Source organism: Acetobacterium sp. (assembly GCF_039830195.1).
Lineage (GTDB): Bacteria > Bacillota > Clostridia > Eubacteriales > Eubacteriaceae > Acetobacterium.
Genome location: NZ_JBDODG010000030.1, coordinates 98538 through 112522 on the forward strand (window position 1 = coordinate 98538; position 13985 = coordinate 112522).

14 protein-coding genes and 1 riboswitch are annotated in these 13985 nt (G+C 47.0%); of the genes, 2 read left to right on the top strand and 12 right to left on the bottom strand.

Translation table 11 applies throughout. The annotated features are described in order from the left end of the window. Positions 1–12 precede the first annotated feature (12 nt). Complete coding sequence (locus ABGU93_RS09080) at positions 13–354, top strand: P-II family nitrogen regulator (RefSeq protein WP_347413148.1); 342 nt, start codon at positions 13–15, stop codon at positions 352–354. Positions 355–492: 138 nt separating this feature from the next. After that, a complete protein-coding gene (locus ABGU93_RS09085) occupies positions 493–1761 on the top strand; it encodes an ammonium transporter (RefSeq protein WP_347413149.1) in 1269 nt (422 codons plus the stop codon). A 181-nt stretch (positions 1762–1942) separates the two neighbouring features. Here ABGU93_RS09085 and ABGU93_RS09090 read toward each other — a convergent pair whose 3' ends face one another. The 12 genes from ABGU93_RS09090 to crtI form a co-directional block, all read right to left on the bottom strand. Further along, complete coding sequence (locus ABGU93_RS09090) at positions 1943–2380, bottom strand: flavodoxin (protein WP_347413150.1); 438 nt, start codon at positions 2378–2380, stop codon at positions 1943–1945. Positions 2381–2444: 64 nt separating this feature from the next. Then, positions 2445–3569 carry a GTPase domain-containing protein gene (locus tag ABGU93_RS09095; protein ID WP_347413151.1) on the bottom strand — a complete coding sequence of 375 codons (1125 nt, stop codon included), beginning with the start codon at positions 3567–3569 and terminating at the stop codon, positions 2445–2447. Beyond that, positions 3562–4731, bottom strand: coding sequence for a dynamin family protein (locus ABGU93_RS09100; protein ID WP_347413152.1), 1170 nt, complete (start codon positions 4729–4731; stop codon positions 3562–3564). Before ABGU93_RS09100 ends, ABGU93_RS09095 begins: the two co-directional genes overlap by 8 nt. A 211-nt stretch (positions 4732–4942) precedes the next feature. Further along, the gene (locus tag ABGU93_RS09105; RefSeq protein WP_347413153.1) at positions 4943–5863 is read right to left on the bottom strand and encodes a 5'-nucleotidase; all 921 of its coding nucleotides are present in this window, start codon (positions 5861–5863) and stop codon (positions 4943–4945) included. A 259-nt stretch (positions 5864–6122) separates the two neighbouring features. Further along, entirely contained in the window at positions 6123–6329 is a 207-nt protein-coding gene (locus ABGU93_RS09110; protein WP_347413154.1) for a hypothetical protein, read from the bottom strand. Position 6330: 1 nt separating this feature from the next. Continuing rightward, the gene (gene trpD / locus ABGU93_RS09115) at positions 6331–7443 is read right to left on the bottom strand and encodes an anthranilate phosphoribosyltransferase (protein ID WP_347413155.1); all 1113 of its coding nucleotides are present in this window, start codon (positions 7441–7443) and stop codon (positions 6331–6333) included. Positions 7444–7532: 89 nt separating this feature from the next. Continuing rightward, positions 7533–8573: an alcohol dehydrogenase catalytic domain-containing protein gene (locus ABGU93_RS09120; protein ID WP_347413156.1), complete on the bottom strand. Its 1041-nt coding sequence runs from the start codon at positions 8571–8573 to the stop codon at positions 7533–7535. Between the two features lie 111 nt (positions 8574–8684). Beyond that, positions 8685–8861: riboswitch (cobalamin riboswitch) on the bottom strand. Between the two features lie 97 nt (positions 8862–8958). Beyond that, complete coding sequence (locus tag ABGU93_RS09125) at positions 8959–9927, bottom strand: tocopherol cyclase family protein (protein ID WP_347413157.1); 969 nt, start codon at positions 9925–9927, stop codon at positions 8959–8961. A 48-nt stretch (positions 9928–9975) separates the two neighbouring features. Then, on the bottom strand, positions 9976–10830 hold the full coding sequence (locus ABGU93_RS09130) for a DUF92 domain-containing protein (RefSeq protein WP_347413158.1): 855 nt from the start codon (positions 10828–10830) through the stop codon (positions 9976–9978). Positions 10831–10840: 10 nt separating this feature from the next. After that, the gene (locus ABGU93_RS09135) at positions 10841–11512 is read right to left on the bottom strand and encodes a hypothetical protein (RefSeq protein ID WP_347413159.1); all 672 of its coding nucleotides are present in this window, start codon (positions 11510–11512) and stop codon (positions 10841–10843) included. A 23-nt stretch (positions 11513–11535) separates the two neighbouring features. Next, on the bottom strand, positions 11536–12402 hold the full coding sequence (locus ABGU93_RS09140; RefSeq protein WP_347413160.1) for a phytoene/squalene synthase family protein: 867 nt from the start codon (positions 12400–12402) through the stop codon (positions 11536–11538). Next, positions 12399–13898, bottom strand: coding sequence for a phytoene desaturase family protein (gene crtI / locus ABGU93_RS09145; protein WP_347413161.1), 1500 nt, complete (start codon positions 13896–13898; stop codon positions 12399–12401). Before crtI ends, ABGU93_RS09140 begins: the two co-directional genes overlap by 4 nt. Positions 13899–13985: the final 87 nt, after the last annotated feature.

The window sequence follows — 13985 nt, forward strand, 5'->3', positions numbered from 1 at the left end:
AAGGAGGTTCATATGAAAAAGCTTGAAATAGTCATTAAACCCGAAAGACTGGAAGACCTGAAAGAAATCCTCAATACCTGTGATGTTCAGGGAATGATGATTACCAATATTATGGGATACGGAAACCAGAAGGGTTATCAGAAATCCTATCGCGGGACGGCTTACACCGTCAATTTTCTTCCCAAAATCAAGGTGGAAACAGTAACCGATGCTGAGACAGCGGGAATTATCATTAAGATCATTAAAGACCGTCTGGCAAACGATGACGAAATTGGTGGCGGTAAAATTTTCGTGTACGATGTCGCCGATGTTGTTCGTATCCGTACCGGTGATCATGGAGTTGATGCAATATAATATGAATAGAGAAAGTAATCTAAACTATCAAAGGAGATAGGTTTTAATGCTCAATTAAAGCTGTCTTCTTTTTTTATACCCTAATTGATTACTTTATTTCCATTTATATGATTTAATTTGAAAAGAGAGGTTATTATTATGGAATTATTAGCATTACAACAATATATCGATATTGTCTGGGTATTTTTGGCAGCAGTCCTGGTCTTCTTTATGCAGGCTGGCTTTGCAATGGTGGAAACTGGTTTTACCCGGGCTAAAAATGCCGGGAACATCATCATGAAAAACTTTGTCGATTTTATGATTGGCTCAATCCTATTTTTCTGTTTTGGTTTTGCTTTTATGTTTGGCCCGGATGTGGGCGGATTCATCGGAATGGGCGGATTTTTCAATCCCGAAAACCTGACTAATGTATCAGCTTTTGAAGCGGTTACACCAGAACTGTTCATCTTTTTCCAGACCGTTTTCTGTGCCACTGCTGCTACCATTGTCTCTGGAGCTGTGGCCGGACGGACTAAATTCTCGGTTTACTGTGTGATCTCAGCCTTTGTCAGCCTGATCATTTACCCGGTTGTCGGACACTGGGCATGGGGCGGTGGATTCCTTAGCACCATGGGATTTGTTGACTTTGCCGGTTCTACCGTTGTTCACTCAGTTGGTGGCTGGACTGCTTTAATGGGCGCTATCATTGTTGGCCCGCGTCTTGGCAAATATAACAAGGATGGCAAAGCTAACGCAATTCCTGGTCATAGTTTAACCTTAGGTGCGCTTGGTGTCTTCATTCTCTGGTTTGCCTGGTTCGGATTTAACTGTGGTAGTACTCTAGCCGTGAATTTAGACATTGGCCATATTGCCATGACCACCAATCTGGCTGCCGCCGCTGGCGGATTAACGGTTATGTTCCTGACCTGGGCCCGTTACAAAAAACCAGATATTTCAATGACCCTTAATGGTGTGCTGGGCGGACTGGTTGCCATCACTGCCGGATGTCTGGTAGTTACCATCTGGGGCGCCATCGTCATCGGCATCATCGCTGGTTTGATCATCACCTTCGGTATCCCATTTATCGATCAAAAGCTGAAAATAGATGATCCGGTTGGCGCCATTGGCGTTCACTGTATGAACGGTGTTGCTGGTACCTTACTGGTTGGTTTCTTTGCCAACTACCTGCCGGGAACCGAAGATGCTATTCTGGGATTATTATACGGTGGCGGAATTGATCTGTTAGTCGTACAAGCCATTGGTGTCGTTTCAGTTGCGGCCTGGACCTTGGGTACTTCTTTTCTGCTTTTCTATGGTCTCAAGAAAACAGTTGGTTTACGCGTTGAAAAAGTTGTTGAAATTGAAGGTCTTGACGTTCACGAACACGGCATTGAAGCTTACTCTGACTTTGTCAGCCGCATGAACTAACAATCTGATTTACTATTTTACGGTTATAAAAACATACTGAATCACCAGGGCAGATTCAGGAGCACCCCCCTTGCTCAAAATCTGCCCTGGTTTGATAAAATGTTGTGACAAAAAAGCCCTGGAAGTTTTTGCTTCGAGGGCTTTGATCATTATCTGATGCAGTGCTATAAATAACAAATTTTTAAAACTCGGCAAAGGCCTTGCCAAACTCCACACACCGGTGGCGTGCCTCTTTATCGGGTTCTCCTAAGATAGTCAGACCTTTATCAAAGAGAATGGCCCCCAGATCTTTTACCTGGTTCTCCCAATCCTGCATCCACTCACCAGCACCCCAGCCATGGGATCCGAAAAGAGCCACCTTTTTACCTTTTAGATGTTCGGAAATCGCCTTAAAAAGCGGCTCAAATTCACTTTTTTCAAGGGCTTCCCCCTCCATCGCCGGACATCCCAGGGCAATTTTAAAATAGCTGTCAATACTGTTAATATCAAAGTCAACCACGTTGACTAAAATCGCTTTGGCGCCGGCTTCATCAATACCATTTGATATTTTCTCGGCCATAATCTCAGTGCTTTCTTTGTAACTCCAATATATCACGCCAATTTTATCTACCAGTTCCATCTCTGTCTCTCCTTCTTATGTATGAATTTACGGTTGTCTATTTATATACCCCAAAACCAACCAGTTATTCTTCAATCTGAAATCCTTGATTAATTTTTTTTAATTCCTGGGATAACATCTGGACACAGACTTGTAGGTGTTGCTCAAGCAAGGCCTTGTTGTGGCGCAGTCCTTCCCGATAATAGGCCCGGGTTTTTTCCTGGATGGCAAATTTGCCCAGCAGTCCCACCACTGGTATCGCCAATAAAACCGCCCCGGCAATTGAGGTTCCGATTTTGTCGCTTTTTTTTATCTGAAAATGGGTAATCTGGGGAATGCGCTGTTGATCCGTCACTTCCACCAGGGCATTGCCTGAAAACTGGCGGCTGAAGACCGTATAGAATTCATAGGCTTCGTTAAAAAGAGCATCCGACTCCTTGCCAATCGCATCAAAAATCTCCTGGGCATAGATATCAAAATATTCATTGCGATGGGCTTCTTTTTTCCCGGAGGTCGGGTTTAAAAATCTGACATGCTTCTGGACTACTTCCTGACAATCTTTAAACCATTTATTGATCAGCTCCTGACCGATGGCAGCCAATATTTGCGGCATTTTTCCGGAAATGGAATCGAGCAGATTAACCTTGATCCGATGGATGATTTTTTCTTTACCAAAGGCCTGGGTGGTCTTGCCACTGAGCAATGTTTTGGCGTGGCTGGACACCTCGATAATATCCCGGCTCTGCACCCCCGTTTTTGCTGTGATCTCTGTTCGCATCGCCGCGATGGCGGTTTCCACATTCATTACATCGCAATGGGTCAGTACCACCAGCACCGGGTTACCAGCCTTCCCCAGGGCTGTGATCATTTCCAGATCAAAATCTTCCACCCGGGCAGACTTAGCTGACAAACAATAAATAATGGTGTGGAACCAGTCCTTGATTTCCCGGACATCATGCTGATCCAACACCTCCTGAATCAGGGCTTTCCAGCTTTCGGATTTATCCGCTTCCAAGCCCCAGGAGTCGTAAAGATGAAGGACCAGCTCGGAGCTCAAAGGGATGGTTTCGGCAAAGATCCCCATCCCGGTCACCGGTCTGCCGGCTCCGGTTTTCATCAGCTCAGCGCCAAAAATATAATTGAACAGGGATGTTTTCCCGACCCCGGTTTTCCCTAATATCAGGACATTGGTTTCGCAGTGTTTATCCATGTCGGGAAACCTTGAACCATTCGGCCATCAGGTCGGCGATATTTGCACCATTAAAATAGTCGGCCCACTCAATTTCTTTGCCTTCTTCAAACACCGCGGTAGCACAGCGAAAACAGATCTCCGAAATGGCATAGCCCATCGCGGCGGTAAAGCTGGAGGCCACCACGGTGTTGACCGTGGTTCCGATCGCCGTTCCGACTCCAGGAATCAGTTTAAAGAGGTTGGCGCTGAGGGTTTGGGCCAATAACCGGCCGGATTCAGAAACCACCACCGACCCCACCAGTGACGATAGATTCCCCAGCTTCTGGTCCAGCCCATAAGTTTTCATGATGTGCAGCGACATCTTAATCTGGATCGGCACCAGCAGCGCCGCATCAGAAAAAGGGATCGGCGTTAAGGCCACCCCGGCGGCACCGCTGGTATACAGGGGAATAACCTTGTGGTTGATCAGTCTTTTTTTAGCCTCGAGATTTCCTTTGAGAGCACTGATAAAGCCTTCCCGCAAGGACTCATCCAGGTTGTCAATGGCCCAGCCGATCAGTTCCTCCCATTGCAAATAATCCTGCAAAGCTGCTATCACCGCCGGATCAGTGGCCACACTGGTGCGGAAAAATTCCACCTGGCAATCGTTTCTGATGGCCGCTTCCATGGCCTCGAGTTCTTCGGCATCGAGGTTATCAATTTGGGTCAGGACCGCCGCCACCGGCAGCTTCTTCACTTTAAGCATCTGGATTACAGCGATGTCCATGTCGGTTACCCGTTTATTTCCGCCCGAGATGCAATACCAGACCTCATGGATTTGGTTGGTCAGTTCATAATTAGGCTCGTCTTTTTTAGACGGATTATTGGCCGCATCTCGCCACTGATTTACCCAGCTTTCGACATTGGCCTGGTATTGGGATATTTTCTCGGTGCCGACTTCATAACCTTCAGTATCATAAAGCACCACCCCGGCATCGGCCCGCTGATATTTGGTGATCCCCCGGGTCACCGGAATGCCATGACCGATTTGGGCTACCGCAGCGCCAAAAACATAATTCACCACCGAACTTTTTCCGGCACCGGTGGCGCCGCAGATTAAAATATTTGGTTTCTTGATACCGGCACTAATTTCGCCAAGGGTTTTATTAAAATCAAAATCATCGGGTCGATAGTCTTTCATTCTTTCCCTCTTTCTTTTTCTGCCTGGTTGTTGATATTTAGTTGCTACACATTATACTCATTGTACCAGAGAATTGTTAATTTCATTTTAATTAAAATCTTCACCTAATTATCACAAAATAATCAAGACCCGACCACAGACCCGCGTTAAACTAAGCACAGTAATCCATCTCAGCTATCTTTTTTGATGCTACTTTCAATTTGCTAATTCACTATTCTGAATCCGTCTGAATTTCGTTATTTTTATACGGCACCCGGGCCGAAGGCACGAATTCCGCCGTCGCATCGGTATGGATGGCCTGATCGTCAAAATAGATATGGGCCCCGAAGGCCTTAAGGACCTCCTGCTTACTCATGCCACCCAGAAAAAAGGCTTCATCGATCCGCACATCCCAGGCCCGCAGGGTCCGGATGACCCGCTCGTGGGCCGGAGCATTTCTGGCGGTGACCAGTGCCGTGCGGATTGGCGCCCGGTTTTTATCAAACTCTTTCTGAATCGCTGACAGGGTTTTAAGAAACTTGGCAAAGGGCCCCTCCGGCAAGGGCTTCCTGGCATTTTTTGTTTCGTTGGCCTGGAAAGCTTCGATGCCCTGGCTTTTATAGATCTGCTCCGATTCGTCGGAGAAAAGTACCGCATCGCCATCAAAGGCGATCCGGATCTGATCGATTTCGTTTACTTCATCATAGGCCAGATGCTGGGTATAAATAATCCCCGCCGCGACTCCGGCATTAATGGCCTCCTGAACATCCTCTTCATTGGCGGAAAGAAAAAGATCAGTGTTAAAAGCCTCCAGATAAGGTGCCAATAACGCGCCGCTGACCAGAGCCGCCCGGGTGATATCCAAATTGTAGTGCTTGATGGAGTTAAAAATCCGCAGACTGCTGTCGGCATTATTTCGGGACATCACAATGATTTCAGTTTTCCGTTCCTCTGAACCGATTTCGTTGAGCTTCAACAGGGCCTTGATTAAGGCAAAACCGGTCCCCGGTTTTAACAGATCATTCTCGTGCTCAATCTGATAATTGGTATACGCCTCCACCCCTTCTTGATTAAAAATCTGATTTTCCTCTTCCAGATCAAAAAGGGCTCGGGACGAGATACCGACAACCAAACAGTTTTCAAATTTATGCATGTTATTCCTCATATTTTCTATTTGATAATGATTTTTTTATCTTAACGCCTCTGTTGAAAGTTCATGTTATCCACAATTGTGTTGGTTTTATGGACAATTGTGGATAAGTTTGCCGGCGCTAATTTTTCTCAGCCGGTGAATCTTATCCACATGCCAAAAGAACCTTTCTCGTTGAGAAAGGTTCTTACAATTAAATTTTTATATTCTTATCATATCACCCGAATGGTAGATAGTAAAGGGAATCCTATCAAACTTTTGTTTAAGCAAAATGATCCGTTTCTTCCAGCGTTATTTTAATAATCCGCAGGCTTGGAAGCTGTTCCTGCAGTTCAATCTTCAGTGCTTTTAGCATCGCCAGTTCGGTTTCCGGATAAACGCTGGCTTTGTTGATGCCAACCAGAGCAAAATCCTTATTTTCAGCCATTTTCAGATACCCTTCAGCAGATTTTAACGCATAGAGAATCATCTTACTTCATCACCTTTTCTTCCAGATCATATAAGGTCGACAGTCCCTTAAGCCGATCCCGGTTCTGGTATTTAACCCAGGTTTTCAGTTTCTCCCAGGCTTCGCCGTTATGAATAAGTTCCAGGGCCATTTCATAGCCTTCCCGAATGCTGGGCGCCTTGTCTCTTAAATACAGAATCAGCCCGGCATTTAGGGCAACAATATCTTCCCGGGTTTTGGTTTCTTTCCCGTTTAAAAGCCGCACAATACACAACGCCGACGCTTCAACTGAATCAAACGTTCGGATTTCATCCACAATTCCCGGAGTTATCAACATATCCTGTGGATTAAACGAGTAGTTTTCCACAGTGCCATCTTCTTTCAGCTCGGCAATATAGGTGGTTCCAAGAGTCGAAGCCTCATCTATCGATTGCTCCCCAACTTCTCCATAAACAACAATGGCCCGTTTATAGCCAATCTCGGCCATGATCTGGGGAACGAACGCCAGCATTTCTTTCGAGTAGACACCTCTTACTCCATACTGCGGCAGTGCCGGATTAGCCAGCGATGCTGAAATATTCAGCACGCTGCCAAAGGAAATCTGCGATAAAACCCGACCCAGCGCGACGGGGTGGACTTCCGGGCTCATCCCATTGAAAATACCAATCCCGGCTTTTTCAATGCTTTCTTTGACCAACTCCACACTGGAATCCATGTCGATGCCCAATGCTTCCAGTACATCGATGGTGCCGCAAACCGAGGTCAATGCCCGGGAACCGTGTTTTGCCATCGGAATCCCTGCTGCTGCCGCAATAATCGATGCCGCGGTGCTGATGTTGAAAGTTTTAAAACTATCCATCCCGGTGCCGCAGTTATCCACAATCGGAAACTCAGTGACGGGTTCCACCTTAAAGGTATCTACCTCGTAAATCGCTTCAAAACTCCCGGCCACTTCCTCGGGTGTCGCTCCTTTGGCACTGAGCGCCGCTAAAAAAGCACCCTGCTGCATGGCGGTTTGTTTATCACTTAAAATTTCCATAAACATTTCTTTGGAATCATCTTTAGACAGGTTTTCTTTATTGATCAGCTGGGTAATCACCTGACCATAATCTTTCATACTGATTGTTTTTTCCATTTGATTTCTCCTTGAATTTTACTATTCTTTTTTACTATTAGTTATTCTTTAATCTATCGCTGTTTGAATGTCGCTTTCATAATCGCCGATTAGTTCATCACAACAATGGTTGAATAGCCATCGCCGTTTTTTATATAATCCATTCCCCGGACCAGTTCTTCGAGTTTGACCCGATGGGAAATAAGAGGACGCACACTAACTTTTTTTGATTCCAGCAGGGTTTTTGCCTTCCGACTATGCTTAATACTACAGCCATAGGACCCCACCACTGAAATTTCATTATAGTGAATCAAATTGATGTCTGGATAAAAAGTGTCATCCTGGCTAATCCCACTGAAATACCCCAAGGTGCCTTTTTTGCGTAAAATCTGCAAGGCCAGATCCAGGGCCTTTGATCCCGGACAACAGGGAATGACCACATCAACGCCGTGGTTATTCGTGGCCATTTTCAACTGTTCTGGCAGATCCGGCTCATCGCCGCTAAAAACTGCATCGAAGCCCAGCTCTTTGCCACGGTCGCGGCGCGCCTGGTTTTTTTCAATGAGGATAACATTTTTAATGCCTTCGGCTTTTGCCACAAATAAATTGAGCAAGCCCAGGCGTCCCCCACCGATAATCACCAACATTGATTCCCGGTTCATTTTAAGGCGATCCTGAATATTCACACAACAGGCCAGCGGCTCAATAAATGATATTTCTTCATATGCTAATTTGTCATCATTAATGATCTGCAGCACTTTTCCATTTACTGCTTTAGACGGTATTTTAATAACTTCCTGAAAACCACCATCAAAATTAAAACCCATAATCTTAATCTGATCACAGAGATTATCCTGACCTTTTTTACAATATTCACACACCCCACAGGAAATTCCCGGATGCAGATAAACCCGTTGACCAACAGGAAGCCCGACTATATTTTTGCCTCTTGCAATGATCTCTCCGGCAATTTCATGTCCCAAAACTCTGGGATAAACAAGATCCCGTTGCCCTACGGTGGCACATTTTAAATCGGTTCGGCATATATTGCAGGCTCTGACCCGCACCAGAATCTCGCCAGCATCGCAGACCGGCATGGCCCGATCTTGCAACACAAGTTCGCCCGGTTTTTCCAAAACAACTGCTTTCATATCTTTATCCACCCTCATTCTCTAAATCTCTGATAACCGTGTCTAAAAACGATTTATTCCTATCTTAAACAAAAAAAAGCTACGCTAATAAAGCGCAGACTTTCCACATCTCTCAACAACTAATTTTCCGGCAGGTCTTCTGACTCATGATCATCACTTCTGTCGCCTTCCCATTTCTAAAACAGTGGCATATTGACAGAAATTCCCAGTTTACAGCGGCGGGCCCGTATAAGCTTCTCACTTATTTTCCTATTCTCCCCGAGGGGCACCTGAAAACGATTATTTAATTTTGAATTATTATATCATAACACTAATCCACGATGAAACATCTGTTAAGCAACTTCAGTCAATTATTCTGCAAGATAATTGATTTCTTTTGTCAATATTATTTTTTCGCTACAACCCCCTCATCCAAACATATTTCCATCCCAGCTTCACTGCTGGAGCTTTCAAACAATACCATCCCTCGCTGATCGGCTAAGCGCACCCAGACCTCGGCGGTGATACTCTCGATGATCTCCCGATCCATCAACCCATCTACTGGCGCCCGGAGTCTTCCCCCACCGTCCATCCGGGCTTTAAATGTCAGAACACCGTCCGGTCCTTCCAGCTCGCCGGCACAGGTTCCCTTTGCTTGATCCACTTTCCACTTTACCAGGCGGGAATGATTATAGGTGGCAAAACGCCGGCTGATTCCGTTAAAATCTGTAAAATAGGCAAAAAAGCCGGGAAATTCCAGTCCCAAAAAAGGGATATTCGCTCGCGAAAAAACAAAAGAAGCATTTCTTGTTTCAAAATGGCTGGCCTGAAGCCAGAGATAGGTTTTGGGAAATGACCGACCGTAGTCTTTTTCAATGTAGCCGACGCCACCATTAAAATCGTGAATCTCACCATCCAATTCAATAACGCCGGCTATTTCATGATATAAATGGATAATGGCATGGTAGCATTCCATAAATGGTATTATTCCAAAAGGTCCCATAATCCCGGGATTCTTTCGGCCGGAAGGAAAGGGATGGATATTGTTAAAGGTCAGTCGTCCTTTAATGCTCCCTTCCGCTGTAACCACATTTAAAGACAGACCCTGATCATTAAAGCCGTTATTCTCTATTTGCAGATCAAACTTGTCTGATCTGGCATTAAACTGCGAATACGGAAAATGATGGTACCAGGTTTTTCCGCTGACGGCATTGATTACCTGGATAAAGGCATGCTTTTGCCCCTGGGGATCAATAGCCATTCCCGGAATAATCGCAATGGCATGCTTTCGATCAGCACTGATACATTTAAAATACCAGCCTTCAAAATATCGCCTCTTTTTGTTTTTACCCTGAAAAAACGCCTGTTTGATCATCTGTCGTTTCCTTTCATGAAACCCAATACGCTCTACACAATCGCAGCTTTACTGGAGCTGGACAAAAATCAGCACCAGGCTAGCGGCCAGTAACGAACTGGCAAAATTAACAAAATCATTGTTGACAAAGGTGATCCCGCTAACTAGCTGGTTGGGTATACTGTTGTGGTCCGGCTGCTCCGTCAGCTCACCGGTTTCACGGTTGATATACTTGGCCTGGATAGCGGCACCCATCAGGCTGTCGAGGATTGACCCCAGCAGCCCGCCAAAGGTAATCATCAGAATTTGCATCCATAATAGCAGGCCGCTGTTGCCAACGGCAAACTGATACACCCCATAAGTCAAGGCCACCACTGCCGACCCACCCAGTGAAGCCAAAAAACCCAGCGGACTGACGCCCCCGGAAAGTCCCGGGCTGACTGGTTTCAAGGTGATTAACGAAACCGGGGCCTTCTTGCTGAGGATCCCGATTTCCGAAGCCCAGGTGTCGGCATTGCAGGCCGCAAATGATGCTGCCACCGCCACCAGATAAGCAGGATTCTGAGATATCGCAAAAGGTACCGCCATTATCAGCGCGGCCCCGCCATTGGCACCAACCTGGAAAATATCCCGGGGCCCCGACTTGGCATGAATTCTGGCCTCAATGGGATCTTTTAAGCTGGCTTTAAAACGAGATAAAAAGGTGGAACTGAGAAAGAAGACCATCAGTAAAATAAAGAACAAGGGCCCGCCGGCCAAATACAAGGCGGCTCCCAGAAAAAAGGCTGCCAGTGCGGCCGAAAAGGTTAATGATTTTCGCCGGTATGCAAAAGTTGCTCCGGCCAAAGACAGGCAAAGATAGACCACATGTTCCAATAGAGATCCTGTTTGAGCCGCTGCACTATAGTCGATTAAATTTTCCATTCTGCTTCTCCTATCTGACAAAGATAAAATAATAGGCCCCGGCACTGACCAGGGGCACGGTTAAATTGTCCAGCCCCAGCGGCGTTATTGCTTCAAGCCCGGTCGCCAATAGCGCCAGCGTCAGGGCCGGCATCAGGACCTGGGGCTGTCCGGTAGCCGCCAGTAACACCACGGTCACCAGGAAGGATGCCACCAGCATGGTGAGACTGCCGGACAGGGTTTTTTCTGCTCCCAACAGTTGAAAGCGCTGCTTCGGCCAGCGGGTTCCGACGACTGCCGCCAAACCATCACCGTAGCCCATGATCAGAATCCCGACCCCACCAACGATCGGATTCTGCAGTGGACCAAAGCTGATCAGGGCCAGCAACAGCAGCGAAATGGCATAATAAACCGTGCCCAGATCGCCTTTTCCGGACCCCCGTTCGATCGCTGAAAAAAGCTGGAAACGGTAAGACAGATAATTCAAAACGACAAAACAGGCCGGTACCACAGCCGCCCAGATGGGACCGTCAAAAAAAATCATCGCCACCAGCCACCAGTTGCAGACCAGTATGTGGACAGCTTTACGGCTGGCTTCTTTGCCGAAGCGCTCTAAAAACCGGGCCAGAAAAATGACACTAAATACATAAATAAACGATACAATAATTCCCAGAATATTATGATAAATCCAGATATTTTCCATCAGCTGCCTCCACTCTCCGCCGCTTATCGCCAAAACGAGGCCCATAACAGCTGTCGATTGGCCGAAACAAAAAGCAACAGTTTTTCCCATTTGGGAACATAAATCCGGCGATCCAACAACCGATACCGGGCTTTGCGGCAGCGGTTTATTATTTTACTATAATAAAGCAGCGACAGTAACACTGGCAATCGGGCTGTTTTGTCAAACAACTCGAGATTTGCTGAGATGAGACGATAGCGACTTTCAGCTTCGCCGGCAAGATGTTCCCAGAGCCGGATCAGTTCCGGGGTCGGTTGCGGTCCCGCCAGATCCTCGGGGCTGACACCCAGGGCGATCATTAAATCCTCCGGCAGGTAGATGCGATTAAGCCGGTAATCGGTGCCGACATCGCGTAAAATATTGGTCAGCTGCATCGCAATGCCCAGTTCCACCGATAATTTTTCAGTTTCGCTGGTCACTGGTTTTGCCAGCAGCGGACAGAGCATCAAGCCTACCGTTCCGGCCACCAGATAGCAGTAGTCCAATAAATGGTTGAAGCTTTTAGGTTGCTGAAAGTCAACATCCTGAAGCTGACCGATCAGCATTTCCTGAAACGGTCGAATTTGAAGGGGGAATGAGTCAAACGCCCAGCGCAACGCCCGCCACATCGGTTCATCGGGGGTCTCCCCGGCCTCAAAAGCCAATAATTTGCCGGCCATCGCTCTGACCAGCTCGGGATTGTTGTCGACATCGATGGCATCATCGGCAATCCGGCAGAAGGCATAGATGGCAAACACTGCCTGGGCCTGTTCCCGGGGTAATTTTCGGAAAGCCCGATAAAAACTGCTGGAATTATTCTGAATCAGGGTTTCGCACCAGTTTAGATCTTTTTGGATCGCTGCCGTGATCATTGAAAATCCCTCACCACTTCTGCCACGGTAATCTTGGCTGAGGTCAAGACAATTGGAACGCCCGCCCCGGGATGGGCACTGGATCCGGCAAAATATAAATTCTGATAGCCCATCGCCTTGGGCTGGGGCCGCCAGTAATTACTCTGCAAGAGGGTCGGTCGTAAACCAAAGGTTGCTCCGTACTGAGCATTGAAATCGGCCCTGAAATCAAGCGGTGTATAGGCTTTTTCGAAAATAATGTGGGTTTCAAAATCTTTTAGTGGCAGGATCTGGCCGATCTTATCCAGCGCCTGGCGGCGATAGCCGGCGACGACCTGATCATCCTTCCAGTCCAGTGGGCCATCTTTTAAGTTGGGTACCGGTACTAAAACGTAAAGCCCCAATTGCCCCGGAGGGGCCAGGCTCTCATCCAGCAGCGCAGGTGCATAAACGTAGATCGAGGGATCAGCGGGAAAACGGCCGGCGAAAATATCGTCGAGATTGCCCTTGAAGTCTTCCGAAAAGACCAGGTTGTGAACATTCAGGCCGGGAAAATCGCGTATATCCAGGCCCAGATAGAGCATATAGGCTGAACAGGAATAGTCCAGTTCTGCCACCCTGGCAGGTTGATATTTTTTGTGTTTGAAATCAGCCGGCAGCAGTTCATTCATGGCGTAAGGAAAATCGGCCGAACAGACCACCCCATCGGCGCTTTTCTGCTCACCATTAACGGTAATGCCACGAACCACTTTGCCATCAATATTAATCTGCTCAACTGCTGCATCAAAAAATAATTCGCCGCCCATTTCCCGAAACAGTTTTTCCATCGCCACAGCCATTGCCCGCATCCCGCCCTTTAAAAACCAGACCCCATAGGTCAGTTCAATCATCGGAATAATGGTATAGATTGAGGGTCCGTTAAAGGGCGAGATGCCAATATAGAGGGTTTGAAAACTCAGCAGTTCCTTAAGCTTTTGATCCTTGACAAACTTACCGACTGAGTCAAAGGCATTGTCAAAGGTGCGCAGCCGCAGCCCCGCGAGCAAGGTTTTAGGATTATAAAAATCAGTAGCGGTTCGGAAAGAACGTTCAATGAAATATTCCTTGGCCACCAGATAGCGTTGATAGACGTCGGCCAGATAAGCCAGATAACCCTGGGTTTCGGTTTCACTAACCGATTCCAGAGTTTTTATCAGATTGCTCAGCTCCGACGACGCCTCGTGGGTCGATCCATCACCGAAATAGACCTTATAAATGGGATCGAGCCGCTCCATTTGGATATAATCGGCCGGATTCCGGCCACAGCTGCTAAACACCTCCTTGTAGATCTGAGGCATCATCAAAATCGTGGGCCCCAGATCAAAGCTGAAGCCGTTGCCGCTGATGACACCCATGCGCCCGCCAACCTCAGAATTTTTCTCATAGAGCTCAACCTCGAAGCCTTCATTCAATAACCGGACTGCACTGGCCAGGCCGCTGACCCCGGCGCCAATGACAATGATCTTTTTCCTGCTCATGCTTCTACCCCTTTATTTCAAGTTTGTTTGCTTTTATACCCCAAATGATTCAAAAAACACCCCAGTTACCTGGGGCATTGAAATGAC

Coding starts and splice junctions, on each gene's coding strand:
- ABGU93_RS09140 (WP_347413160.1), bottom strand. CDS start 12,402: ATGATCACGGCAGCGATCCAAAAAGATCTAAACTGGTGCGAAACCCTG.
- ABGU93_RS09105 (WP_347413153.1), bottom strand. CDS start 5,863: ATGCATAAATTTGAAAACTGTTTGGTTGTCGGTATCTCGTCCCGAGCC.
- ABGU93_RS09125 (WP_347413157.1), bottom strand. CDS start 9,927: ATGATCAAACAGGCGTTTTTTCAGGGTAAAAACAAAAAGAGGCGATAT.
- ABGU93_RS09085 (WP_347413149.1), top strand. CDS start 493: ATGGAATTATTAGCATTACAACAATATATCGATATTGTCTGGGTATTT.
- ABGU93_RS09110 (WP_347413154.1), bottom strand. CDS start 6,329: ATGATTCTCTATGCGTTAAAATCTGCTGAAGGGTATCTGAAAATGGCT.
- ABGU93_RS09095 (WP_347413151.1), bottom strand. CDS start 3,569: ATGGATAAACACTGCGAAACCAATGTCCTGATATTAGGGAAAACCGGG.
- crtI (WP_347413161.1), bottom strand. CDS start 13,898: ATGAGCAGGAAAAAGATCATTGTCATTGGCGCCGGGGTCAGCGGCCTG.
- ABGU93_RS09120 (WP_347413156.1), bottom strand. CDS start 8,573: ATGAAAGCAGTTGTTTTGGAAAAACCGGGCGAACTTGTGTTGCAAGAT.
- ABGU93_RS09135 (WP_347413159.1), bottom strand. CDS start 11,512: ATGGAAAATATCTGGATTTATCATAATATTCTGGGAATTATTGTATCG.
- ABGU93_RS09080 (WP_347413148.1), top strand. CDS start 13: ATGAAAAAGCTTGAAATAGTCATTAAACCCGAAAGACTGGAAGACCTG.
- ABGU93_RS09130 (WP_347413158.1), bottom strand. CDS start 10,830: ATGGAAAATTTAATCGACTATAGTGCAGCGGCTCAAACAGGATCTCTA.
- ABGU93_RS09090 (WP_347413150.1), bottom strand. CDS start 2,380: ATGGAACTGGTAGATAAAATTGGCGTGATATATTGGAGTTACAAAGAA.
- trpD (WP_347413155.1), bottom strand. CDS start 7,443: ATGGAAAAAACAATCAGTATGAAAGATTATGGTCAGGTGATTACCCAG.
- ABGU93_RS09100 (WP_347413152.1), bottom strand. CDS start 4,731: ATGAAAGACTATCGACCCGATGATTTTGATTTTAATAAAACCCTTGGC.